The organism is Kribbella sp. NPDC051586, assembly GCF_044453965.1.
GTDB lineage: Bacteria > Actinomycetota > Actinomycetes > Propionibacteriales > Kribbellaceae > Kribbella.
Genome location: NZ_JBITDF010000007.1, coordinates 1 through 24,489, shown reverse-complemented (window position 1 = coordinate 24,489; position 24,489 = coordinate 1). Strand labels below are relative to the sequence as shown.

21 protein-coding genes are annotated in these 24,489 nt (G+C 69.4%); 13 read left to right on the top strand and 8 right to left on the bottom strand.

From position 1 onward, the window contains the following. The first annotated feature begins 294 nt into the window (after positions 1 to 294). Complete coding sequence (locus ACIA58_RS41130; RefSeq protein ID WP_396409319.1) at positions 295 to 1,539, top strand: MFS transporter; 1,245 nt, start codon at positions 295 to 297, stop codon at positions 1,537 to 1,539. 67 nt (positions 1,540 to 1,606) lie between these two features. Here ACIA58_RS41130 and ACIA58_RS41125 read toward each other — a convergent pair whose 3' ends face one another. Next, entirely contained in the window at positions 1,607 to 1,804 is a 198-nt protein-coding gene (locus ACIA58_RS41125; protein ID WP_396409318.1) for a DEAD/DEAH box helicase, read from the bottom strand. Positions 1,805 to 1,926: 122 nt separating this feature from the next. Between ACIA58_RS41125 and ACIA58_RS41120 the strand changes: the two genes are divergently transcribed. Beyond that, positions 1,927 to 3,258, top strand: a complete 1,332-nt coding sequence (locus ACIA58_RS41120) for a diguanylate cyclase (protein WP_396409317.1) — start codon at positions 1,927 to 1,929, stop codon at positions 3,256 to 3,258. 20 nt (positions 3,259 to 3,278) lie between these two features. Here the strand turns inward: ACIA58_RS41120 and ACIA58_RS41115 are convergent, their stop codons facing one another. After that, on the bottom strand, positions 3,279 to 3,749 hold the full coding sequence (locus tag ACIA58_RS41115; RefSeq protein WP_396409316.1) for a zinc-binding dehydrogenase: 471 nt from the start codon (positions 3,747 to 3,749) through the stop codon (positions 3,279 to 3,281). Then, entirely contained in the window at positions 3,643 to 4,242 is a 600-nt protein-coding gene (locus tag ACIA58_RS41110) for an alcohol dehydrogenase catalytic domain-containing protein (RefSeq protein WP_396409315.1), read from the bottom strand. Before ACIA58_RS41110 ends, ACIA58_RS41115 begins: the two co-directional genes overlap by 107 nt. A gap of 103 nt (positions 4,243 to 4,345) precedes the next feature. On the opposite strand from ACIA58_RS41110, the gene ACIA58_RS41105 reads away from it, so the two are divergent. The 3 genes from ACIA58_RS41105 to ACIA58_RS41095 are packed head-to-tail and all read left to right on the top strand — an operon-like array spanning position 4,346 to position 9,378. Beyond that, on the top strand, positions 4,346 to 7,165 hold the full coding sequence (locus tag ACIA58_RS41105; RefSeq protein WP_396409314.1) for a DEAD/DEAH box helicase: 2,820 nt from the start codon (positions 4,346 to 4,348) through the stop codon (positions 7,163 to 7,165). Then, positions 7,158 to 8,435, top strand: a complete 1,278-nt coding sequence (locus tag ACIA58_RS41100) for an SWIM zinc finger family protein (RefSeq protein WP_396409313.1) — start codon at positions 7,158 to 7,160, stop codon at positions 8,433 to 8,435. Before ACIA58_RS41105 ends, ACIA58_RS41100 begins: the two co-directional genes overlap by 8 nt. 37 nt (positions 8,436 to 8,472) lie before the next feature. After that, positions 8,473 to 9,378, top strand: coding sequence for a hypothetical protein (locus ACIA58_RS41095; protein WP_396409312.1), 906 nt, complete (start codon positions 8,473 to 8,475; stop codon positions 9,376 to 9,378). Positions 9,379 to 9,405: 27 nt separating this feature from the next. Here ACIA58_RS41095 and ACIA58_RS41090 read toward each other — a convergent pair whose 3' ends face one another. Genes ACIA58_RS41090 through ACIA58_RS41075 form a run of 4 tightly spaced genes read right to left on the bottom strand, consistent with a single transcriptional unit; the run spans position 9,406 to position 12,109 of the window. Next, the gene (locus ACIA58_RS41090) at positions 9,406 to 9,606 is read right to left on the bottom strand and encodes a hypothetical protein (protein WP_396409311.1); all 201 of its coding nucleotides are present in this window, start codon (positions 9,604 to 9,606) and stop codon (positions 9,406 to 9,408) included. A 14-nt stretch (positions 9,607 to 9,620) separates the two neighbouring features. Then, positions 9,621 to 10,259: a maleylpyruvate isomerase N-terminal domain-containing protein gene (locus tag ACIA58_RS41085; RefSeq protein ID WP_396409310.1), complete on the bottom strand. Its 639-nt coding sequence runs from the start codon at positions 10,257 to 10,259 to the stop codon at positions 9,621 to 9,623. A 35-nt stretch (positions 10,260 to 10,294) separates the two neighbouring features. Next, entirely contained in the window at positions 10,295 to 11,272 is a 978-nt protein-coding gene (locus tag ACIA58_RS41080) for an SGNH/GDSL hydrolase family protein (RefSeq protein WP_396409309.1), read from the bottom strand. A 45-nt stretch (positions 11,273 to 11,317) separates the two neighbouring features. Continuing rightward, on the bottom strand, positions 11,318 to 12,109 hold the full coding sequence (locus tag ACIA58_RS41075; RefSeq protein ID WP_396409308.1) for a TrmH family RNA methyltransferase: 792 nt from the start codon (positions 12,107 to 12,109) through the stop codon (positions 11,318 to 11,320). 280 nt (positions 12,110 to 12,389) lie between these two features. On the opposite strand from ACIA58_RS41075, the gene ACIA58_RS41070 reads away from it, so the two are divergent. The 7 genes from ACIA58_RS41070 to ACIA58_RS41040 all read left to right on the top strand — a co-directional run bounded on the left by ACIA58_RS41070 (position 12,390) and on the right by ACIA58_RS41040 (position 23,528). Next, entirely contained in the window at positions 12,390 to 13,580 is a 1,191-nt protein-coding gene (locus ACIA58_RS41070; RefSeq protein ID WP_396409307.1) for a hypothetical protein, read from the top strand. Next, on the top strand, positions 13,577 to 14,176 hold the full coding sequence (locus ACIA58_RS41065) for a hypothetical protein (RefSeq protein ID WP_396409306.1): 600 nt from the start codon (positions 13,577 to 13,579) through the stop codon (positions 14,174 to 14,176). The genes ACIA58_RS41070 and ACIA58_RS41065 overlap by 4 nt, the downstream gene beginning before the upstream one ends. Continuing rightward, positions 14,169 to 14,831 (top strand): hypothetical protein, encoded by a 663-nt coding sequence (locus tag ACIA58_RS41060; RefSeq protein WP_396409305.1) that lies wholly within the window; start codon positions 14,169 to 14,171, stop codon positions 14,829 to 14,831. The genes ACIA58_RS41065 and ACIA58_RS41060 overlap by 8 nt, the downstream gene beginning before the upstream one ends. Further along, positions 14,828 to 17,944, top strand: a complete 3,117-nt coding sequence (locus tag ACIA58_RS41055; protein WP_396409304.1) for a chromosome segregation ATPase — start codon at positions 14,828 to 14,830, stop codon at positions 17,942 to 17,944. Before ACIA58_RS41060 ends, ACIA58_RS41055 begins: the two co-directional genes overlap by 4 nt. A 109-nt stretch (positions 17,945 to 18,053) precedes the next feature. Then, positions 18,054 to 20,774 (top strand): AbfB domain-containing protein, encoded by a 2,721-nt coding sequence (locus ACIA58_RS41050; protein ID WP_396409303.1) that lies wholly within the window; start codon positions 18,054 to 18,056, stop codon positions 20,772 to 20,774. A 1-nt stretch (position 20,775) separates the two neighbouring features. Beyond that, entirely contained in the window at positions 20,776 to 22,590 is a 1,815-nt protein-coding gene (locus ACIA58_RS41045) for a glycoside hydrolase family 76 protein (RefSeq protein WP_396409302.1), read from the top strand. Positions 22,591 to 22,880: 290 nt separating this feature from the next. Further along, the gene (locus ACIA58_RS41040; protein ID WP_396409301.1) at positions 22,881 to 23,528 is read left to right on the top strand and encodes a hypothetical protein; all 648 of its coding nucleotides are present in this window, start codon (positions 22,881 to 22,883) and stop codon (positions 23,526 to 23,528) included. Positions 23,529 to 23,532: 4 nt separating this feature from the next. Here ACIA58_RS41040 and ACIA58_RS41035 read toward each other — a convergent pair whose 3' ends face one another. Further along, complete coding sequence (locus ACIA58_RS41035) at positions 23,533 to 24,012, bottom strand: AAA family ATPase (protein ID WP_396409300.1); 480 nt, start codon at positions 24,010 to 24,012, stop codon at positions 23,533 to 23,535. Positions 24,013 to 24,085: 73 nt separating this feature from the next. Here ACIA58_RS41035 and ACIA58_RS41030 point away from each other — a divergent pair, with 73 nt between their 5' ends. Continuing rightward, positions 24,086 to 24,364, top strand: coding sequence for a helix-hairpin-helix domain-containing protein (locus tag ACIA58_RS41030; RefSeq protein WP_396409299.1), 279 nt, complete (start codon positions 24,086 to 24,088; stop codon positions 24,362 to 24,364). Positions 24,365 to 24,489: the final 125 nt, after the last annotated feature.

Genomic DNA, 24,489 nt, shown 5'->3' with positions numbered 1-24,489 from the left:
CCTGGCACTGAGAACGCTATCGGGCCGCACCGACAGTTCCGGGGCCCTGTTCCGCCCGGCTTACCGCCCGGCAAAGAAGAGCTCCGGTAGCAGGGTCGGGGCCGCCCCGCCCAGACCCCGCTACCGGAGATCTACAGAGTAGAACGTTCACCCAAATACTGCGCCACCGGGTCCCATGATCTGACCGTGAACTGGCACAGATGCGCCGCGAGCAAACCTTTGAACCACGTGAGGACACGGCGCTGGTCACACTCGGGAGGTGTCGGGCCACGGAATGTGGTTAACGTCGTGAGTATGTCGGTCGAGGTGGGCGAACGGGCGCGCTGGCGCGACGTCTTCGGGCACGGTGAGTTCCGGGCGTTGTTCCTTGCCGGGGTGCTGTCCGTGGCGGGCGATCAGCTCGCCCGCGTCGCCCTGTCGGTGCTCGTCTTCGACCGGACCGCGTCGGCCGGACTGACCGCGGTCACCTATGCGCTGACCTACGTGCCGGACCTCTTGTTCGGGCCGTTGCTGGCCGGGTTCGCCGACCGGTACCCACGACGTAGAGTGATGATCGTCACCGACCTCGCACGGGCGATTCTCGTTGCAGGCATGGCGATCCAGGCGCTGCCGTTGCTCGTGGTGATCCTGTTGCTGCTTGCACTGCAGGCGTTCGGTTCGCCGTTCAACGCAGCGCGCGGGGCGACGCTGCCCGCCGTACTGCCCGGTGATCACTACGTGCTGGGCAAGGCTGCGAACGACATGGTCGTGCAGTTCAGCCAGGTCCTCGGCTTCGGCTTCGGCGGCGTCGTGGTGGTCGCCGTAGGCACATCCGGCGGCCTACTCCTCGACGCCGCGACATTCCTGCTGTCGGCGCTTCTGATCGCCTTCGGGGTGCACCGACGGCCCGTCCCGACAAGTGGCACAGATGCGCCACCAGCCGGCTACTTCCGGGATCTCGCCGCCGGGATCTCGCTCGTCGCCCGTACGCCGCAACTCCGCACGCTGGTCCTGCTCGCGACCATCGCCGGCTTCTACGTGACGGTGGAAGGCCTCGCGGTTCCGTACGCCCACGAGATCGGTCACGGCACCACTGCCGCCGGTCTCCTGCTGGCGGCCAGCCCGGCGGGCGCCGTCGCCGGCATGTGGCTCATCACCGCCTGGCAGCCGGAGCGACGACTGCGGTTGCTGGGGCCGCTGGCCGTCCTCGCCTGCGTGCCACTGATCCTCTGCTTCCTGGCGCCGGACCTCCCCACGACCGTGGCACTGTGGGCGATCTCCGGCCTTGCCTCGGCCTACCACCTGCCGACCAGCGCGGCCTTCGTCCAGGCCGTCCCGGACTCGCAGCGAGGTCAGGCCTTCGGCGTCGCGAGCACGGCCCTGAAGAGCAGCCAGGGAATCGGGATCCTACTCGCCGGCGTGCTCGCCGACCGCTGGGCGCCGTCGCTCGCGCTCGGCGTCATGGGCACCGCCGGCGCCTGCGCGGCCCTCGTGGCGGGCGCTGCGTGGAGACGCGCCCGCCGGGCCGGGAACGGCGCCGCGCAAAGCGGCGCCGAGTGAGTTGCCGGAGATCCGCGCAATTATCTCCCGACACGCTCCGTAAAATGTCAGTAAAGAAATTCCGGGATCACCACTCGTTACCGGTGTTGAACCATTCATTACCGGGCCGGCCGGTACGCCGGAGCCACTCGTTGCCGCTCTGCGCGAACCACTCGTTCCCACCGGTGAACCACTCGTTCCCACCGCGGAACCACTCGTTGCCGCCGCCGGTGAACCACTCGTTGCCGCCGCGGAACCACTCGTTGCCGGTGCTGATCTTCGACATGGTGCTGTCCTTCCTTCGCCATCCGTCAGATGGGACGAAACGCGGGCCGGTGCTGACCTCGCGTGAACGGGCCGTTACTATTCAGGAATAACCGTTCAGGTCTATCCGTGTTGTGAGGCCACATGATTCTGATCGGTCGGAGCAATTGGGTGCCACCCCGCCGGTGGAAGCTCTGGTCGTTGCCGCGCCCGGCACTGCTGTACGTGCTCGGGGTCGACGCTGTCGCGGTCATGATCACCACCCTGGCTGTGGGCTCGACGATCTCTGGTGCCCGCGGCGTCACGCGGGCCGAGTGGCTCGCCTTCGGTGTGCTGACGGCTGCCTCCGTCCTGCACCTGGAGTCTGCCCGCGGAATCGAGCGCCGACGCGAGATGGCCGCCAACACTTCGCCGTACACGAATCTGAAGAGCCTGTGGGTCTTCGCCGGCCTGTTGCTGCTCCCGCTGAGCCTGGTGGTCGCGCTGGTCGTGATCACGTACAGCTACTCGTGGATCCGGGTGTACGGACGGACCATCGCGCACCGCAAGGTGTTCTCGGCCGGCACGTTCATCCTGGCCAGCGCCGCAGCCGCCGCCGCGGTGCGGGCCGGTGGCCTCCTGACCGAGCCGCGGGTGCCGACCGGGCCCTGGTCGTTACTGGTCGTGCTCGGCGCCGCGACGGTCTGGTGGCTGGTCAACTTCGCGCTGGTGATCGGCGCGATCCTGTTGTCCTCGCCGGATGCCACTGCCCGTGGCGCACTCGGCGATCTGGCCGACCAACTCGTGGTGGTCGCGGGCCTTGGACTGGGCGTCGCGGTAGCCGCGCTTCAGGCGTCGTACCCCTGGGTCGTCCCGGTCCTGATGGTCACGGTGCTCACGTTGCACCGCGATCTGCTGCTGCCGCAGTTTCAGCGCGCCGCGGGGACCGACGTCAAGACCGGCCTGGCGACTCCGGCGTACTGGGCCAACGCGGTCCCGGCCGAGCTCGCCCGCGCCCAGACCCTGCGCAGTACCGTCGGGCTGCTGATGCTGGACCTGGACAAGTTCAAGGAGATCAACGACACGTACGGCCACCCGGCCGGCGACGAAGCGCTCCGCGCGGTCGGCGAGAGCATCCGGGGCGAGGTCCGGCAGGGCGACCTGGTCGCTCGCGTCGGCGGCGACGAGCTGGCGGTGCTGCTGCCCGGCGCCTCCGAGGGCGAGGTGCTCGAGGTGGCCGGGCGTATCCGCGAGCGGCTCAGCTGCCTGAGCGTCACGGTGGAGACCACGACCGCCACCAGCGCCGTGATCACCGGCGTACCGGCGTCCATCGGCGCGGCGGTGTATCCCGACGTCGCCGAGACGATGGACCAACTGATCCTCGCCGCCGACAACGCCCTCCTGAGCGCGAAACGCGACGGCCGCAACCGCATCGTCACCGCCCGCCCAGGCATCACCGGCCAGGCGGACAACCCCAGCCACGACCCCCACCAGTAGCTTGCCGACCTTCTTCGCGGCTACCGCAGCCTGATCAGGGCCTTGCCGCGGAGGGTGCGGTTCTCGAGGGCCCGGTGGGCGTCGGCTACGTGGTCGAGGTCGTAGGTCTGGTCGATGACCGGGACCAGGTCTCCTGCGGTCGCGCGGGCGATGACGTCGGCGCCGGTGATCGTGGTGGTGGTCGAGTCGGCGCGGAGGTCCATGATGCCCTTCACCGTGACGCCGCGGCGCTCGGCCTCGGCCGGATCGATCGGTGCGAACCCGCCGCTCGGCGCACCGTGTGCGGAGAACCAGCCGCCGTCCTTGACCACGGTGAAGGCAGCCGCCCCGAGCTCGCCGCCGGCGCCTTCGAACACGATCCCGGCGCCGCGGTTGTTCGTTGCCTCAAGCACCAGCTTCTCCCATGCGGGCTTGCTGTAGTCGATCAGTACTTCGGCGCCCTGGGCCCGGCTCAGCTGAAGCTTCTCCTCGCCGCGGGCGGCCGCGATCACGTGCCTTGTGGGCCAGCTGGATCAGGAGCAGGCCCATGCCACCGGCCGATGCTGTGATCAGCACGTCCTGGCCGGTCATCGACGGCGCGAGCTCCTCGAGCATCAGCGCGGTCAGACCATCGCCGTACACCGCGACCGCGGTCTGCAGGTCGAGCTCGGGCGGTACCTCCACCAGGTCGCTGGTGGTCACGGTGAGTTCGGCGTGGCCACCGAAGCCGTCACCCCGGCCGACGACGGTCTTGCCGATCCAGTCCGTCGACACATCGGGACCGACGGCGCGGACCAGTCCGCCGCGGGTACCGCCCGGGACGTACGGCGGCTCGACGTGGAAGAACTTGCCCTGCCCACCGCGCCGGATGGCGGTCTCGACGAAGATCACGTCGGCCGCTCGGACTTCGACGAGCACCTGGCCGGCGCCAGGCTCCGGGTCGGGCAGGTCGCGGGTCTCGATCACGTCCGGACCGCCGAACCTGGTGACTACAGCTGCACGCATATCCGCACTCTCTCTGGTTGTCTCGGAGTTCCGAGAATGCAACCTCAACTTTGGTTCAGGTCAAGCGCGGAAGTTGTCGGTGGTCCGGCGTACTGTGCGGGGCATGCTCGACGCCGTCTTCGTCCCGGCCGACCCGCCGCGCGCGGGCCGGCTGGCGCTGTACGGCGACTTGACCGCTGCCGGCGAGCAGGCCGACGGCACGGTCGACCTCGTCCTGCCGCGCGGCTCGACGGTCCGCCGGACGACAGTGCCCGCCCGCCTCCTGACGATGCCCGAGTTGCTCGCCCGACTCACCGCCCCGGACGACGCCGCACCTGGCGCTGGGGACGACGGATCGGCGAGCTGGGCGGCCTGGCGGGCGGCCGGCCTGGCCGGGCTGGTGCTGATCGGGCGCGGGCGGCTGGTGCCGGATCGCAGCCCGGACGGGTACGGCGCTTGGCGCGTGGCACCCCTCGACCCCCTCGACCACGCCTGGCTGCGGAACCTGAGCGCCGCCATGCCGGCGTACGGTCATGCGCTGCCCATCGAGGGCACCCGCCCCGTGCGGCTGGTCGACCCCGGGCAACTCGTCCGCGCCTTCTGGGACGCGCTCGCCGACACCATCGTCCGGACGCCGGCGGCAGCCGTCGCGACCCGCCCCGGTGCCGCGCCGTTCGCCGCCGCGGAGCCGGCCACCCTGACCGGACCGTCGAGCTGGCTCGACGAGACCGCCCTCGCCGAGGAAGCGGGTGCTCGTCTCGTCCTCCGCATCGAGCCACCCGAAGAGGAAGAAACCTTCCGCGGCGTCCTGCAGCTCCGCAGCGGGTTCGACCCGAGTCTGCTGGTCGACGTCGCGGACATGTGGAACGCACCAGCCGCCGTACTCACGGCCCTCGGTGAGCGCGCCGAGACCGATCTCCTCCTCGCTCTGCGCCGCGGGGCGAGGGTCTGGCCGCCGCTGGGCTCGGCGCTGCGCGACGCGGCCCCGGAGGAGGTCTCGATCGACGACGAGGCGCTCGAAGAGCTCGCCGAGGGAAGCACCGCGTTGGAAGGCGCCGGCATCGAGGTCCTCTGGCCGACCGACCTGTTCGCCGGTGAGCTGGCCGTCCGCGGCTCTGTCGCCACTCCGACGCCGGGAGCCATCACCGGCCCTGACTTCAGCCTGCACGATCTGGTCGCGTTCCGCTGGCGGCCGACGCTCGACGGCCAGGACCTGACCGAAGCCGAGGTCGGCGCGCTCGCCGAAGCGAAACGGCCGATGATCCGGATGCGCGGCCGGTGGATCCGCGTGGACCAGGACGTCGTACGCCGGCTCCGCAACGGCTCCACGCGCAAACTCACCGGTGCTGAGGCGCTCGGCGCTGCTCTGACCGGGACCATCGACGTGGACGGTGAGCTGGTCCCGTTCGACGCGGACGGTTCGCTTGCCGCGATGCTGGCCCGGCTGCGTACGGCTGAGGAGCCGGCCCCGTTCACCGATCCCGTCGGCCTGCGAGCGACCCTCCGCGACTACCAGCGCCGGGGTGTCGCGTGGATGGCGCAGCTCGCCAATCTCGGTCTTGGCGGTTGCCTGGCCGACGACATGGGGCTGGGCAAGACGATCCAGGTGATCGCGCTGCACCTCCAGCTGGAGCGACGCGGACCGACGCTGGTCGTCTGTCCGTCGACGCTGCTCGGCACGTGGGAGCGCGAGTTCGAGCGGTTCGCCCCCGACGTGCCGACCCGGCGGTACCACGGTGCGGGTCGGACCCTCAGCGACGTCGCCCCCGACGAGGTGGTGCTCACGACGTACGGCGTCGTGCGCCAGGACCATCGTGTCCTCGGTGAGGTGGCGTGGGGCCTGGCCGTCGCGGACGAGGCGCAGCATGCGAAGAACCCCTTGTCCCGCACGGCTCGCGCGCTGCGGACGTTGCCCTCAGCAACCAGGATCGCGCTGACCGGGACGCCGGTGGAGAACAGGCTCTCCGAGTTGTGGTCGATCCTCGACTGGTCGGCGCCGGGATTGCTCGGGACGCTCGACCGCTTCCGGCACGATGTCGCCGTGCCGGTGGAGCGGTTCCACGACGAGGAGGCGACCGCGCGGCTGGCTCGGGTGACCCGGCCGTTCCTGCTGCGGCGGCGGAAAATCGATCCGGGCATCGCGCCGGAGCTGCCGCAGAAGTCCGAGCGCGACGTCGTCGTGCCGCTGACCGTCGAGCAGGCCACGCTCTACCAAGCCGTGGCGAAGGAGACGCTCGCCAAGATCGAGGAGGCGGAGGGCATCGCACGGCGCGGACTGGTGCTGAGTCTGCTCACGCAGTTGAAGCAGGTGTGCAACCACCCGGCGCAGTTCCTGCACGAGCCCGGTCCGCTGGAGCGGCGCTCGGGCAAGCTCGCCGCGCTGGACGAGCTGCTCGACGTGATCCTGGCCGAGGGCGAGTCCGTGCTGATCTTCAGTCAGTACGTCGAGATGTGCCGGCTGATCGAGGCGCATCTCGCGGCGCGGCAGATCAAGTCCTTGTTCTTGCACGGTGGGATCGGGGTGCGGAAGCGCGAGCAGTTGGTCTCACAGTTCCAGGAGGGCGAGGCGCAGGTCTTCTTGCTGTCGTTGAAGGCCGGCGGGGTCGGGCTGACGCTGACGCGGGCCACGCATGTCGTGCACTACGACCGCTGGTGGAATCCGGCGGTCGAGGACCAGGCGACCGACCGCGCGTACCGGATCGGTCAGGATCGCCCGGTCCAGGTCCATCGCCTCGTCACCGAGAACACGCTGGAAGACCGCATCTCGACAGTCATCAACGCAAAGCGCGACCTGGCGGACGCGGTGGTCGGCTCGGGTGAGGCGTGGCTGAGCGAGCTGTCGGACACCGAGCTGACCGAGCTCGTCGAGCTGTCGACGACCCCGGCCAAGTCCGGCTCAGCGAGTGCGTACAACCCTTCTGCCGTTGGGAAATCCGATGGCTGACGAGGATCGCGTGCCATGGCAGGGGTGGCGGCGGAAGGGCGAGGACGCCGGGTTGCCCGCGGCGAAGGGGCCGGGGAGCAGGCGGCCGTTCGGGGCGACGTGGTGGGGGCGTGCGTGGTTGGAGGCGCTGGAGCAGCGGGCGCGGCTCGATCCGGGGCGGCTGTCGCGTGGACGGTCGTACGCGCGGCGCGGGAGCGTCGTCGAGCTGACCGTCAGCCCGGGTGAGGTCGAGGCAGTAGTACAGGGCAGCCGCGTCACGCCGTACCACGTGACTGTGCGGATCCGCGCGTTCTCGAGTGCCGAGTGGGACTCGGTGCTGGAGGTGGTCTCGGCGCAGATCGGTCGGGTCGCGGCGCTGTTGGACGGCGAGCTACCGCCGGAGGTCATCGACGACGTCCGCGATGCCGGGCTCGAGCTTCTGCCTGGCGCCGGCGAGGTTCTCACGCATTGCACCTGCCCCGACTTCGCCGTCCCCTGCAAGCATTCGGCGGCCGTCTGCTACCTCATCGCGGATGCGCTGGACGACGACCCGTTCGCGCTGCTCCTGCTTCGCGGTCGCCGCAAGGACGAGCTCCTGGCAGCCCTCCGCACCCGCCGAGGTACTTCGACCGCGCCGGTCGCCACACCGCGCACTCCCCCGCCCGCGGGCATCCCCGCGATAGCGGCCTTCGCCCGCCACATGACCGGCCCCGACGTACCGCCGGCAGCCGAGCGGTCGGTGGTGGGTGTGGTGCCTGTGCCGGTGCCGCCGCGGCCGCTCTCTGCGCCCGGGGTGCCAGCAGCAGTGCGGGTGCTGGATCCGCCACGTTCGTCCGGTGTCGACGTACGGGATCTGATCGCATTGGCAACGGACGCCGCTCGTCGCGCCTGGGAGCTCGCGTCGGGCGACGGAGACGGCGGCCTCGACCTGACCTTCGAGCAGGATCTGGCCCGCCGGGCAGCCAACGCCCTCGGCACGCCGGAGCTGGCCGACCTGGCCCACCGAGCCGGCATCTCCGCCCGCCAACTGACCACCTGGGCAGTCGCCTGGCGCGAGGCCGGCCCCGGCGGTCTCGCCGTCACCATTGACGAGCCACAAGACGTCTCCCCGGAGGCCGTCGCCGAGGCGCTCGAGGCCCTCCCCCAGGCCACCACCGAAGCCAACCGGGTCACCGCCGGCAAACTCCAACTCCGCCTCGGCCCCGACAACCTCTGGTACCGCTTCGACCAACACTTCAGCGACTGGACCCTCAACCGCCCACCCGCAGCCGATCCCCACGATCTGCTCTAGGCTCCGCTCACGGAGGTTCCTGGGAGGGACTATCACCATGCGTCGCATCACGGCCGCTGTAGCTGTCGTCCTGCTGGGCCTGAGCGCGTGCGACAGCCACACGACGTCACAGGTCGTGCCAACGCCGAAACCGACCTCGACAGCGACCGGGGACCTGTGCGAGCGGCTCGCGCCGCATCTCACCGGCTGGAAGGCTGCGGAGGCGGAGTCCCGCCTGACCGCGCCGCTCGCGGACGACTGCTCGTTGGTCGACACGACGCAAGAGCTTCATCGGGTCTGGGTCGCGCTGTCCGCCATCCCGGTCACCGACGCTCAGTTCGCTCAGTCCCGCCAGAGCGACGTCGATTGGGTCACCGGAATGCAGTACGCGGCCAAGGTCGTCGACGGCGAGGTCGGGCCGGGTTCATGGGCCGTCGACCCGGCGGCCGCGGCTCCCTGGCTCGTCTTCCGCGCCGGCAAGCGTCCGGTCGAGCTACGCATGGAGAACGACGGCTCGGGCACGCTGGACGAACTCCGATCCATCGCGGAGACGATCATCGCGCTTCCCGGCGGCCTTCCCGCAGCGCCGGCGATCATCGGGCAGCCGGAGTGCGCCCGCGGCACTGTGGCAGCCGAGCGACTGCTCGGCGAGAAGGCGGTGCTGCGGCGAGACGCCCTGACCGACGGCTACCTGCGGTGCCAGTGGGGCTCGGCGACCCGCTCGGTCGTGGTCAGATCGGGTGGCCTGGGCTCGGATCCGGCGCTCGACTTCGGCTACGTGAAAGGCGGGTTCAAGTCGCATCGGGTGGACGTCGGCGCGGAGGGCTGGCAGCAGACAGACGGTGAGGTGGCGTTCCGCACCGCCAAAGACGCATACATCGAATTGATGGCAACTCCCGGCAGCACCCTGCGCCCGGGCCTGCTCGTCGCACTCGCCCAAGCGATCGCCCCGGCGTACGAGTGAATCAGCGCGCGGCGAGGAAGGCCTGAGTCAGGCGGGTGATGAGGTCGTACGGGACGGGCTTGTCGAGCGGGTCCCGTCCAGGGTGATCGCGGGGATCTGGTGGCTGATCTTCTCCCCCGCCGCGGGCACGACGGCCCGGACGGTACGGCGTACCTGCTCCAGGATCTCGCGTACGTCGGGTGGGAAGGACGCGATGTAGTCGTCGACGCTGGAGAACTTGTCCGCCATCCGTCCAGCCTGCCCTAGCGGCTCAACGGTGTGAACGGCATCGGGTCGGCGACCGGCGCGGGATCCCACGTCTCGTCCAGCGGGGTCGGGCGCCACTTCCACGACTCCGGGGACGGCGCACCCGGGATCGACGTACGCCCGGTCAGCCAGCGAAGAGCGAGCCAAGGGTCGTCCGCGCCTCGCGGCTCATGACTGAACAGCCGGGCCAGCACGCGCTCACACAGCTCGGACGGCGGTTCGAAGGCGCAGCCCAGGCCGCTCGCCAGGTCCTGCCCGTGCACGAGCAGCTCCACGCATCCCATCGCCGCGAAGCCCTCCGGATCGCCGATCCCCCACGGATGAAAGGCGCGCGTGCCGGCCGGACTCGCCCGCACCGCGAGCGCAAGGATCCGCCCCGCGGCCTCGACGAAATCCAGCACCCCGGCAGGAGGCGCCAGCTCCTGGGCCTGCGCCGACCAGCGGACGTACTTCGTGCGCGCCCGCACCGCGAGCTGCGAGGCCCAATGCAGGTGAGCCTGCCCGATGTGCTCAGCCGTCGCCCGGCAGGTCCACTCGATCGACCCCGCCGGTACGTCCCAGTCGGCCTCTACCGCCGGCCGCAACGCGTCGACCACGCAATCGACCGCCACTTCGAGATCCTCGGCCTTATCCACTCGTGCTCCTCTCGCCGGACACAAGGACGAGCATCTCAGGTGATCCGGCGAAGCGAGGTCTGTTCCTCCAATGCGTCGACGAGGTGTGCGGCGATCTTCGCGTGGCCGGCGACCGACGGGTGGACCTGGTCGGTGCAGTCGTCCTCGGTGATCCAGCCGGTCGAGTCGATGCAGCTGAGCTTCGGATCGTCGAGGGACTTCACCGCGGCCTGGATCGTGTCCGCATGCTTCCCGTTGAAGGGTGTGAGCGACACGATCGTCGTGTCCGGGTACGCCGCGCGCACCCGTCGTACGTAGTCCGCGTACTCCTCGACGTCCAGGGTCGGGTCGTTCACCCCGAGGTTGATGACGACCACGTCGGACGACTCGACCCGCTCGGCCGGTGAGCCCGCGAAGTTCCAGCCGAATGAGTCCACGCCGGCCGGCACCTCGCCGTTCCCCGGCTTGCTGATCCCCTGGCTCCCGAACCCGACCTGGTACGACGTCGCGCCGAACGCCCGCGCGGTCAGATACGCGTACGACGTCGTGCCGTCCGCGCCCTCGGACTCCGGGTGCACGCTCAACGACCGCACGCCCTGCGTGATCGAGTCGCCGTAGAACTCGAACCGCGGACCGCTCGGGCGTCCGCCCAGCCGGAGTCGTGCGTTGACGTCGAGCACCAGGCCGGCGAACACGACTGCGCACCCGAACGGCGGGTTCCACCGGTTCGCGTGCTCGTTCACGTCCTTGACCACGACCTCGACCTGGTGTCGCCCGTCCGGCGCGGACAACTCGATGACCGGTGCCTCGACCACGTGCAGCTCCGGCTCGCCGTCGACGGTGATCCACAGGTGTGGCGCGACCGTCAGCCCGTCGGTGTCGAAGAGCAGCTGCAGCCGCTCACCGGCGTACGAGAAGGAGATCCGCGAGCCCGAGTTCACGGTGATCGCCACGCCGGGCTGGTGTCCCCACTGCCCTTCCAGGACGATGCGCGGATCGGACGGGGCGACGACCTCGCCTGGCTCGAAGGGCACGGCACACTCCTCTTGTCGGTTGCCGTGCCATTCTGCCTGCCGAGCTCACCAGCCCGCCTTCCGAGCCCGCGCCTCGAACAGCAGGATCCCGGCCGACAGCGCGACGTTCAGCGAGTCCGCCTGCCCGAGCATCGGGATCGACACCGCGTCGAACCCCTCGTCGTGCCACTCCCGCGACAGCCCGGAACCCTCCGACCCGACCACGAACGCCGTCGGCCCGTCGTACTGCGGAACGCGATAAGTGCCCGTCGCCGCCGGATCCGCGAGGTGGACGCGGAAACGATGGCTGCGCAGCCACTCCGCGGCCGACGGGATGTCGTCAAACTCCAGGATCGGCGTCGAGAGCACGGTGCCCCGGCTGGCGGAGTACACCGACGGATGCGTCGGCCGGGCCCGCCTGCTGGTCAGGACGAGGCAGTCGACGTTGGCGGCGTCCGCCGTACGGATCAGGGTGCCGAGGTTTCCGGCGTACTCGACGCCGTCGGCGACGAGCACCAGCGACTCGCTGGTGAACTCGAACGTGTGCGGACGCCACTCCGGGAGCCGCGCGATCGAGATCAGGCCGTCGGACCGGGTCTTGCGGGAGAGGCGGGCGAGCAGCTTCTCCGAGATCCGGTACACCTCGGTGGCCCGCTCGGCGATCCGGTGGACCTCGGTCGTGGCGACCTCCGGGCACCAGAAGAAGGCGTCGATCGGGGTCGTGGTGGTGAGCAGTCGGTCGTGTTCCCAGCTGCCTTCGACCATGATCCGGCCGGGTGAACCGTCCTTCCGCAGGGTCAGCAGGTCACGGACACGGGGATGTTGCGCGCCGATGGAACGCGCGTTGTGCACAGTCATGTGCAAGCTCCGAATGGAGAGAATCAGCAAGCGCGCCGGGAGCCCTGCGACAGGGCCCGCACCGGCGGGGCGACGCCGCGTGGGGCGCCGTGGTACTGACGCGGCCTGTCGACCGCGTCAGCCAAGGATTCTCATCACATCTCGGATGGTAGGCAGCTCCGCACCGCTCGTCATCCGGTTTTCCACAGGCTGGTGGCGGGTGAGTTTTGGTCTGTCGGTGCGGGTGGTTAGAGTCCTTTTCTCTGGTAGCCCAGCTGCTATCACACGGGAGGGAGTGCGGATGGACGCGACACTGCTCGACGCCGAGGCTGAAGCGGCCGTCCTGCGCGTCTACCGTCAGGTCTTCGCCGTGCTCGCCCGTGAGGCCGGCGCGATGATCGTCGACCCCGACCTGCTGGACGTCGACCAGGCCATCCTGGACGCGTTCGCCGAGGCTGGCAGCGACGGTCTCACGGTCGAGCAGGCCACCCTCGCCTGCCGGGCGTATCCGCACGACCTGATCGTCCGCCGCTTCGAAGTGCTCCGGCAGTACGGCGCGATCACCAAACTCGTCGACCGTCCGAACGAATTGCGCCACCGCGCCGCCTTCGCGCCGTATGTGATGCTGATGTTCCTGCGCCGGATGTCGGTCCAGGGCGGTCAGGCCGAGCTGCACCAGCTCCTCACCCTCGAGGCGCACAGCGTCAGCGATCCGCAGGCGACGGCCGACAACGGCCGGGAGTCGATCGGCCGGATGACCAAGGTCTTCCGCCTCCTCGGCAACGAGCTGGCCATCCTGGTCTCGACCAGCACCACCGCCCAGCTCCGGGAGAACGCCCAGCTCGCCTGGGGCAACGAGCGCCTGATCGAGCAGGCCGAGAAGGTGCACCGCATCGTTCTCGAGCGCTGGCCCGAGCTCCACCGCGACTGCACATCGCTCCGCATGGCCCTGGCCGCGTACGCCGACGCCGTCCAGCTGGCCGCCGGCCGCCTGGTCGAGCGAGCCGGCACGACGCGGGCGCTCGGGCTGCTCCCGATCGAGACTTGGCTGACGTTCACGCGGAGCAGTGAGCCCGAGGCGCTGGCCGGCGTACTCGATGGCCTCCTGTTCGATGCAGCCGCGCCGGACTTCTCGCCGCAGACAATGGTCGAGGCGGTCGAGACGGGACGCCGGACCGGCAGCGCGCGGATGGCGCCCCCGCGCCCGACCGGGGATGTGGATGCGCCCGAGTCTGCTGCCGCGACCGATCGGGAGGACCTGCGGGCCGAGGCCGAGCGCGTGCTGGCGGGACGGTCCGAGGTGGACATCGTGCAGGTCATCGACGATGCCGGCGACTGGATCACGGCGCGACGGGTGCTGGCCGAGCTGACCGCGGCGCATTTGCACGACGAGCTGGACTACGAGCTGGTCTGGTCCGACGGCATGCGGATCGACCCGACCGCGGGGACGCCCTGGGCCACCGAAGGCGTGTTCCGCAGGGTGGCGCGATGAGCACGGAGGCTGTCGAGCGGCGGCTGTACAACGCGCTGTGGTGGGCCAAGGTGCAGTCTGCCGGCCCGCTCGAGGTCGACCCAGACACGCCTGCCGTCGCCGGCCTCACCCGGGCGGCGTCGCCTGATGGTTCGACCGTCTGGCTCGTCCCGACCCTGCCTTCGGGCGCGGGTCACAGCGTCCTCGAGGAGCTCGGCTCTCCCCCGGTCGCCGTCGAGCAGCCGAACGAGACGGCTCGCGTGCTCGCGATCTGCGTCACCTGCTGCTGGACGGACCGCAGCGCGCCGGCCTGGCCGAGTGAGATCGGCACGCTCGCCCAAATCAGATCCGTGTACGCCGGGATGCGCGGCCGCCCCGAGCAGTCGAGCGACCTGACGCTGATCATCGGCAGCCTCCGCCGCCTGCACGCCACCCACTGGATCCGCTGGGACGAGAAGGCCGGCGAGGTTCGGCTCGGACCGCGCGTCGTCACCTGGACCCCGACCGATCTCTCCACCCTCCGCGACCTCTGCCGCCACCTTCCCGAGCCGCCGCCTGCGGTGCTTTCCACTCCGGGACCGGAGGGCGACGAGCGCCAGGAGGTGCTGGATGACTGAGCAGCACGCGTTGTTCGACTCGTTGCTCCAGGACCTCAGCGACCGCGCGCGGGACGAAGTGCTCGCCGCCTTCAGCGCGGTGCAGTACGCCGCGCACCCGGTCGCCGAAGTACAGCTGGCCGGCCTCCGCGATGTGACGCTCCGGCGGCAGGTGCAGCGGATGCTCAAGCTCATCGGCCGGACGCTCGTCCACGTCGACGGCACCCACTGGACCGCCGGATACGACGACGACATCGCGGCGAGCCTGACCGCGCAGGGCTGGCAGCCGCTGTCGGTCATCGATCGTGCGGTGCTGGTCCTGGTGCTGGTCCACTCGGTCGCGATCCCGCGCAGCGAGGGCATCCTGACCGGCGACAGCTGGAAGTCCGCGCGGCCCACCACGGTCGACGAGCTGCGGACGACCCGGATCAGCGGCGAGGAGCGACGCCTGTCCCTGCAGCGCTTGCGCGCCGCCGGATTGATCCAGCTCTCGGGCGATCACTCGGGCGGCCCGTCGTACATCCCGGGTCCACAGCTCCAGCGCCTGACACCGGCAGCGCGCCGCCGTTTGCAGGACCAACTGATCCTCGCCGCCGCCCCGGCCAGCCCGATCGCCGAAGCCATCCGCGCCCGCAACGGCGTACCAGTCAGCACTACAACGGGAGATGACGCATGAGCGCCGCTGCGGAGGACGGGCCGTTCGACATTCTCGGGTCGAAAGTGCTGCTCGGGGTCCAGGTCGTCGATCTGTCCCGGCTGTCCACACACCCGATCCCGATGATCGGCCGCGGCCTGATCACGGTCGCCGGCCAAGGCCCGACCGACTCCAACGGCGCCGGCAAGTCGTCGTGGATCGCCGCGCTGAGCCTCCTGCACGCCGACGACCAGTGGCGCCTCACCAGCGGTGCTCCGGGCGCGGCCGAATTGCTGTTCACCGCCGAAGCGGCCGGCCAGGAGGGCAACTGGTCGAACGTCGACCGCGGCTACATCGTCGGCGTCTTCTCCGACCCCGATCTCACCGACCTCGACGAGGTCGAGGCCGCCGCGATCACCGTCTGGATCCGCATCAACCGCAAGGCGTCGTACATCGATCTCCGCTGGAAGCAGGGCCTGCACATCCCGTACGGCGCGACCGAGGCCGAGCGCGCCGCCGGGGCCGACGCCCTCTGGGTGGCCCTCCCCCACTCGAACGGCCGCACCGACTTCCACGCCAACAAGCTGTCCCAGGTCCTGTACGGCGGGCAGGTCCGCTGCGTGTCGTTCCTGTCGACCTCGGTGCGCTCCAGTCCGACCGCCAACCTGCTCGCCGAGCCGCTCAACGAGCTCGGCCCGGCCCGGATCTTCAACGCGATCGCGACGCTCACCGGTCTCGACCACGAGCTCGAGCAGGAGCAGGCGCACCGGTCCGCCGAGCACACCCAGCGCGAGGCGACCAAGCAGGCGACGGCCGACCTGCAGCGGTGGGAGCAGGAGATGGCGACCGTCGAGGCCGGCATCCTGCAGCGCGCCGCCGCGCGGGAGGCGCTCGCGGCAGCCAAGGAGTCCTGGCAGGCCCGCAGCGCCCGGCATCTGATCGACGGCGACGCCCGCAACCGCGAGATCCTCCAGGAGCTCGGCGTCCTCGACGAACGTGTTGCTGAGCAGGAAGCCCGGAAGGAATCTGTCGACACGGAGATAGATGCCTTTGGCAACGAAGAGGGCATGCTCCGGGACGTCCAGCTGACCCGTCAGGAGCGGGACAAGCTGGACGCCCGCGACCGCGAGCTCGATCTGGCGCAGCGTTCGGTGCGGGAGCAGCTGGAGCGCCTCGGTCAGGAGCATCGGCGGCTGCTCGAGGCGGGTCGTTCGGCCGACGGCCGCGACCTGGCCGCGGCCGGTGAGGAGCAGGCCGAAGCCCGCGAGGTGCTGGAGGAGCACATCGGCCGCGACCACGCCGCGCGGGTCGCCGTCGAGCACACAACGGCTGACCTCCGTGAGGCCGAGAGCGGTCAGACCGTGTCCGCGACCCAGCAGCAGGTGCTCGAGACCGCAGGCATCGAGTGCGGTGCGCTGACCGACATCACCGAGCTGCCGGAGTCCGACCGGGCCGAGTGGGAGCCGCGGCTCGCGCCGTACCGCGAGGCGGTGGTCATCGACGCCGGTGACGCCACGGTTGCGACGACCGCGCTGGCCGACGCCGGGTACCCCGGATTCCTGCTGGTGCTGGCGAATCGTCCGGGCGCGCCGAAGTTGCGCCGCGGGCCGAAGTCGGCGGACAAGCGGTTCGCACTGGACGGATTCTTCGCGGCCCTGGGTGAGCGCGCGACCAAGGAGAACATCGACGAAGCCGCGGGTGTCGTCGCCGTCGGTCAGTTCGACGAGCCGATCACCGGCCGGACCGCCCGGATCCAGGCAGCCGGGCGTCGGGTGGAGGCCGCCCAAGCGGCCCGCGCAGTCGCATCCGCCGCGCTGGAGCAGGCGCGTTCCCGGGTCGAGCAGGCAGAGCGCCGGACCGCAGCCGCTCAGGCGCTGGCCGACGCGGACGCGGTCCAGGAGCAGATCCTGCAGCTCCGCGAGTCCATCGACCGGCACGAGACCGACCGCGACTCGCTTGCACCACAACTCCAAGCAGCAAAGGAATCCGCGGAGGCCGCGGCCGGCCAGCAGTTGGTGCGCGACGAGCGACTGAAGAACCTCGAAGCGACCCGCCGCGATCACGACCGCATCCTCGACGACCTGACCGGTCGCCGGCTCGCGCTGCTCGAGGAGCAGACCACGCTCGACCTGACCACGCGGACCACCGCCTGGGGCGGGACACCCGCGGAGGCGGAGGAGTTCATCCTCGGCCTGCCCGACGACGCGCAACGGCGCACGACGGCCGACTGGAACCACCAGGCCTGCACACTGCTCGACGACGTCATCCGCCGCTGCTTCCCGAACGCCCGCTCGCGCGAGGAGATCCCGACCGAGCTCTGGGAGATCCTGAACGGCGCGGACGGCTGGACGAGCGGCACGCTGGGCGATCGCGTCGGACTGGTGCCCGCGCTGCACCGGACGCTCAGCAGCCACCTCGCCCAGCACGAGACGTTCGACAGCCTGCAGCAACAGCAGATCGCAAGCCAGCGCGCCGAGCGGAACGCCGCTCTCGAGCGCGCCCGCGAGGGCCTCGACGAAGCGGAGAGCACGGCCCGCGCCCACCGCACATCCCTTGCCGATGGCATCAAAGCGCGGCTTCGCCTGGTGTCACAGGAGTTCGACCGCCTCGACCAGCAGTACGGCGGGTACGGCGCGAAGCTCGAGTTCCCCGAGCCTGACCCGCCCGCCGAGCCGGACAAGCCGTGGCGCTGGACGGTCACACCGAAGTGGCGTCGCTCCGAGGGCGGCCCGTTCTCCGCGTTCAACGTCAAGGGCAACACCGCCCAGATGGACGAGAAGGCGGTGAAGCTGGTCTGCGCTGCGGCGCTCGCCGGCGGGTCGGACCGTCCGCTGCTGCTGATCCTCGACGAGCTCGGGCGCAACCTCGGTTCGCAGCACCGTCGCGAGGCGGTCGCGCTGTTCGAGCAGATCGGTCGCGACCGGAACATCACCGTCATCGGCGCACTCCAGGACGACATGGAGCGGTACGCACTCGCCTCGTCCCGGCTGTACGTCAAGCTCCGCCGCAGCTCCGACACGATGGCGTACAACCAGGCGCCGGTCGTGAAGGGCAACGAGGACAACGAGGCCCGGGTCGAGCTGCTCCGCGAGTGGATGACGTCGTACCGCGGGTCCACTCCGACGCTGGAGCTGGCCTCGCCTACCCTGACGTAGTCCGACAATTTCCGACAGAAACAATCACGCGAGGTCTTGACCTGGCGGCGGAGGTCCTCATACTCACCAGGTGAGAGCGCTCTCTTCCTACCGCCCCAGGGAGATCCACATGCTGTCACGTCGGGCTTTGCTGACCACGGTCCTCGGCCTCCTCGCCGTACTGCTGACGCCGTTGCACGCGAGTGCCTTCACGCCGAAACCGCCACCTCTGACCACGCCGTGGACCAATCAGGTCTCGGTCACCGACCCGCTCCCGGAATACCCGCGGCCGCAGTTGACCCGGTCCGAGTGGCAGAGCCTGAACGGCGTGTGGCAGTTCGCGCCGACGAGCGACCTGAACAACCCGCCGACCGGCTCCCTGCCCGAAGAGGTGCTGGTTCCCTACCCGATCGAGTCCGCACTGTCGGGCATCCAGCGCCACGAGGACCGGATGTACTACAAGCGGACCTTCACCGTCCCGGCCGGCTGGTCGGGACGTCAGGTGCAGCTCAACTTCGGCGCGGTGATGTGGCAGTCGAAGGTCTGGGTGAACGGCGTCCTGTTCGGCGTCCACGAAGGCGGGTACGACGCGTTCTCGTACGACATCACCTCGGCCTTGCGGGCCGGGAGCAACGAAATCGTCGTCGGCGTCTGGGCGCCGGTCGACAGCGAGGACATCCCGCTCGGCAAGCAGCGCATCAACCGCGGCGGCATCTGGTACACACCTTCGTCCGGCATCTGGCAGTCTGTGTGGCTCGAGCCGACGCAGGCGACCTGGATCACCCGGCTGGACACGATTCCGAACGTCGCGGCCGGCGGTCTGGACCTGACCGTGCAGGCCTCCTCGGCCGGTCAGGCCGTTCGCGCCGAGGTGCTGTCCGGCGGTCAGGTCGTCGGCGAGGCGACCGGTGTCAGCGGCACGCAGTTCCGCGTGCCAGTACCCAATGCGCACCTCTGGTCGCCGGACGACCCGTTCCTCTACGACGTTCGCGTTTCACTGGGCGACGATTCGGTCGGCGGGTACTTCGGGATGCGCTCGGTCGGCAAGGCGATGCTGGGCGGGTTCCTGCGGCCGACTTTGAACGGCAAGTTCGTCTACGCGCTCGGCACGCTCGATCAGGGATTCTGGCCGGACGGGCTGTACACCGCGCCGACCGACGACGCGCTGCGGTTCGATCTCGAGCAGCAGAAGGCGCTCGGTTTCACCATGGTCCGCAAGCACATCAAGGTGGAGCCGGCGCGCTGGTTCTACTGGGCGGACAAGCTCGGGCTGATGGTGTGGCAGGACATGCCGTCGCTGGTTGCCGGACGCAACGCTTCCGCGACCGGCGAGGCGCGCTACGAGTCCGAGCTGCGCCGCATGGTGGAGAGCCACAAGCAGATCACCTCGATCGTGCAGTGGATCCCCTTCAACGAGGGCTGGGGCGAGTTCGAGGCCGGCCGGATCGCCGATCTGGTCAAGAGCCTCGACCCGAGCCGCCTGGTCAACCACAACTCCGGTTCGAACTGTTGTGACTCCGATCCGGATCCCGGCAACGGCGACGTGATCGACGACCACATGTACGTCGGCCCCGGTATCGCGCGGGCGCCGTCGACGACACGGGTGCTGCAGCTCGGCGAGTACGGCGGCCTCGGGCTGCACGTCCCTGGCCACGAGTGGCCGAGCGGCAACAGCTTCGCGTACGAGATGCTGCCGACGAGCGACGCGCTGACCACGCGGTACGTGCAGATCACCAGCCAGCTGCCTGACCTGATCAACGGCTCCGGGCTGTCCGGATCGGTCTACACCGAGCCGACCGATGTCGAGGACGAGATCAACGGCTTCTACACCTACGACCGCCAGGTGCAGAAGATGGACTTCGCCCGGGTGCGGGCGGTGAACCAGCAGGTGCTCGCCGCCGCGAACGGTACGACGCTCCCGACCGGGAAGCTGGTCTCGTTCCGCGTCACGACTCCGTCGTACACGAACCGCTATCTGCGGCACATCGACGGCGTGGCCAACACCGACGTGATCGATGCCGCCAGCAACCAGACTCTGAAGCAGGACGCGACGTTCTGGGTACGGCCTGGGCTGTCCAACAGCAGCTGCTACTCCTTCGAGTCACGCAACTTCCCCGGTCAGTACCTGCGCCAGCGAGATCTCCGTATCTACAAAGAGGCGAATCCCGACCCGGCCGACGCGACCTTCTGCGCCCATCCCGGGCTGAGCGGCGGCGGTACGTCGCTGGAGTCGGCGGCGCGCCCCGGGTACTACCTGCGGCACCGCAACTCCGAGGTGTGGCTCGACCCCAACCCTGGCGCTGACACTGACGCCTCGTTCCGCGACGACGCGACTTGGAATCTGGTCCCCGCCTGGTGGCGCAGCGGCGCGGATCTCGCCGTCGGCCAGGTACGAACCTTCCGCGTGACTACGGCCGGCTACACCGACCGGGTCTTGCGTCATCGTGACGGGCTCGCACGTACCGATGTGATCGACGTCAACTCGTCGCTCACGGATCGCCAGGACGCGAGCTTCGTCGTCCGACCGGGACTAGCGGAGAGCAGCTGCTACTCGCTCGAATCGGTGAACTTTCCCGGGCAGTACCTCCGGCACAGCAACTACCGGCTGCAGAAGGCGTCCGACGACGGCACCGACACGTTCCGCAAGGACGCCACGTTCTGCGCCCAGCCGCCACGCGCCGGCGGAGCGGGCAATGTGTCGCTGCAGTCCATCAACTACCCGACGTACTACGTCCGCCACGCCAGCGAGCTCGTCTACATCGCCACTGCCAGCGGGGCGAACCCGTGGGACGGCGGCGGGTCGTACGACGCCGACACAACGTGGGCCGACCAGCCCGGGCTCGGAGGCTGACATGCGACGTCTAGTGACAGCTGTGCTCGGACTGGCGCTGTCTGCGGGTGCCCTGACCGCCCAGGCGCAGGTGGAGGCGGACCAGGTCTGCTCGGTCGCATGCGACACCCTCGATCCGTCGAAGGCACAGGAGGAGACATTCCCCGTACCGGAGAAGGTGATCAACGGGCGTCACGTCGTACTGCACGTGTCGGACAAGGACGCGATGGCGTGGGGCAGCATCGACGGCGGCACGACGAACGATGCGGTCTGGCTCGACCGCAGCTGGGACGGCGGCGCGACCTGGGACGGACTGCTCGGCAAGGCGTGGATCCCATCCGGATGGACCGGCACACGCACCCTCATGTACAACCTGGCCGATCCAGCTGGCCACAGACGCGGCCTGATCCGTGCGTGCGGTGACGCGGCCGGCGTCGACTGCACGGCCTGGGTACACCCTGCCGTTTGCGCGGCAGCCTGCGATGGCAGCGACGGACCATCCGGCGACAACCAGCCTGTGCCGTCGACCACTCTGTCCAACCGCACGATCTCGCTCCATGTCGACAACCGCGGCATGGCTTGGGGAACGATCGCCAACGGCGCCGCCGGCGACGAGGTCCGGCTTGACCGCTCCTGGAACGAAGGCGCGTCATGGCCCGACGGTTCATCGCTCGGCCGGACCAGCGTCGGCTCCGGCGCGACCTCGACGAGCACTCGGCTCTATGCAACGACCGATCCACTCTCCAAGCTGTACGGCGGCGCTGTCCGCGCTTGCGGGCGTGCCGTCGAAGGCCAGGGCGGCAGCTGTACGGCGTGGGCGCGGCCGGCAACTGATCGGACCGACGCAGCCGCCGACGCGTTGATGTACTCGTACCAGCCCTACACCGCGTGGTGGCTCTCGAGCTGGTGGAACTCTGCGGTCGCAGTGACGACGTTGATGGACTACCAGCAGCGCACCCGCCGTACCGATCTGCAGTGGATCGTGAACGAGGTGTTCGAGAAGAACAAGGGCGTGTTCCCAGCCGGCCAGAAGAGCGGCGACGCGCTGGAGGGCAACTTCATCAGCCGGGCGATCGACGACACCGAGTGGTGGGGCATCGCCTGGGTCGAGGCGTACGACCTGACTGGCGACCAGCGGTACTTGGACATGGCGGTCACGATCGCGAACTACGTGCAGGGCTACTGGGACACGGGGACGTGCGGCGGCGGTGTGTGGTGGGACCGCGAGCGAACGTACAAGAACGCAGTGACCAACGGGCTCTACGTCCGGCTGGCCGCGGCGTTGCACAACCGGCTGGCCGGCGACACGGTCTGGTTGCAGCGGGCGACGACGGGATGGAACTGGTTCCGCGCCAGCGGCATGATCAACTCGGCCGGTCTGGTGAACGACGGGCTGACCGGCTCGTGCGCCAACAACGGCCAGACCGTGTGGACGTACAACCAGGGGCTGGCCATCGGTGGGGCGCTCGAGCTCTGGCGGGCGACCGGGGACGGTTCGCTGCTCGCCGAGGCTCGGCAGTTGGGCGATGCCGCGATGTCGTCTTCGCTGCTCAGTCCGGGTGGCATCCTCAGCGAATCGTGCGACCCGGCCGGCAGCTGCGACGACAACCAGAAGCAGTTCAAGGGCGTGTTCATGCGGTATCTGATGGATCTGGCCCACTCCACCGGCGATGCGTCGTACCGGACATATGCTCAGCGGCAGGCCGACTCGATCTGGCAGACCGACCGCGACTCGCTGAACAGACTCGGCCAACGGTGGGCCGGCGGAGGTGTGCGGGACTGGCGTACGCAGGCGAGCGCCTTGAGCGGGCTGCTGGCGGCGACCTCGAAGAGCTGAACTCTTTGACAGTTGTCCAGATTTCGTTGGGTGATTACCAAAATCGGACCCCGGTGCTGACCACTGACCGGTAGGTGCAGCAGACTGGTGCAGTGACGCTTCCAGAGATCGCTGTCCCCTGCTCACACCGAGTAGGCGGACCTCTGGTCAAGCGGTCGTATCACGGCGTACCGTCACCTGCATCCGGCGCCGCCATGGCAGCTGGTGCCACAGTGTCATCCGCCACAGTGTCATCCGGTGCCGCAGTGTTACCTCCGCAGATCCGGCCGCCTCATGATCGGAGGGCGTGAATGGGCTCCTGGCTGCTCCGCGCCCAATGGTCGCACCGTGACGAGACTGTCGAGCACCGCGCGCTCCGCGTCGGCCGCACGCTGACCGCCGTCGCCGTCGCGTTCCCCGACGTTCACAACTGGACCCAGGACGAGCGCTGGGGGTACCACGTCCTCGAGGCCGACGGCTCCACTCCGCTCCAAGAGATGGTCGAGGCCACCACGAAGGTGCTCGCGAACGGCACCAGTACGACGCGTCTCCACCTGCAGAGCACCGGCGAGCTGCCATGGCTGTTCGATCTGTCCATGGGCGGCACGATGACGACGGTCTCGGATCAGCTCACGCTGCACTGGAGCGACGAGGACGCGCTGGAGCAGTCGGAGCGCTTCGCCCAGGTGCTCCGTGCGGTCGTCACGATCTGGGAGCCCGGCTGGGCCAGCATCGCCGACACCGAGCTCGCCGCGGCGGCCGGCGTCTTCCGTCGGGGCATTCCGATGATGGGCTGGCTGACGTACGTCCGCGGCTTGGTAGCCGGCGCACCGGGCATCGACATCACGCTCACGCCGTACGAGCGCGGCACGCTCCTCCAGGCGCCGGTCTCCCCCATCGACCTCACGCCGGTCCACATCTGCGCGGCCGCCGCACTGGTCGGGATCGCGCCCGAGTAGATCGCTACTCGGTCACCACGCTGTGTTGGTCCCAACGCTCGAGCTCGTCCTGCGTCGGCACCTCGAACCGGGTGCTCCACTCGTACAGCTCCTCCCGACTGATCCGGAAGGTGCCGGCCGGCAGGTCCGCGTTCCGCTTCTCGATCCGCTCCCACAACTGCTCGATCGGCAGATCCAGAAGAATCATCTCCGCGCTCGCGCCCAGCTGTTGCGTCCTGGTGCGAAAAAGGTCGCGCTCTTCCTCCGACCAACAGCCGTAGTCGAGGATCACGTTGACTCCAAGCTCTAGTGCCCTCGCCGCGACGCCCCAGAACAGCTCGGACTCCAGTACCCAACGGCGTCCGTCGAACTCGTTGGTGTGGAAAAGCGCGTCCATCCACACGTCAGGCGTGAGCCGGAGCGCCTTGCGCTCCTCCTCGAGCCGACGGGCCAACGACGTCTTGCCGGCACCAGGTAAACCCACGATCAACACCAACACAGCCACCCACCGATCCTAAGTGGCGCGAGTGTCCGATCTGTTCAAGACGCCGGGTGTACTGCCGAGGCATCGTCGGACTATGCCTAAGTCATCAAGCGACCTGACCAGCCTCATGAATGTCGGCGCCGCGGTAGCCGGGTATCTGGGTCGCGCTGGAATCACGCAGGTCGACGACCTAGCCGGCCGCGATCCCTTCGAGATCTACGAAACGATCTGCGACCGGGACGGTGTACGTCACGACCCGTGTCTCCTGGACACGATCATGTCGGCGACAGATCAGGCGGACGGCCACCCGGGCCGCCCGTGGTGGTCCTACACACCGCAGCGGAAACTGCTCCTCGCCGAACGGGCCCTTTGAGAAGGCCGGCCACGAGAAACCGGGCTGTATATGTGTTAAGGGCCACCCCGGGTGGGGTGGCCCTTAACAGTGTGAATGTCCGGCGGCGTCCTACTCTCCCACGACCTCCCGGTCGCAGTACCATC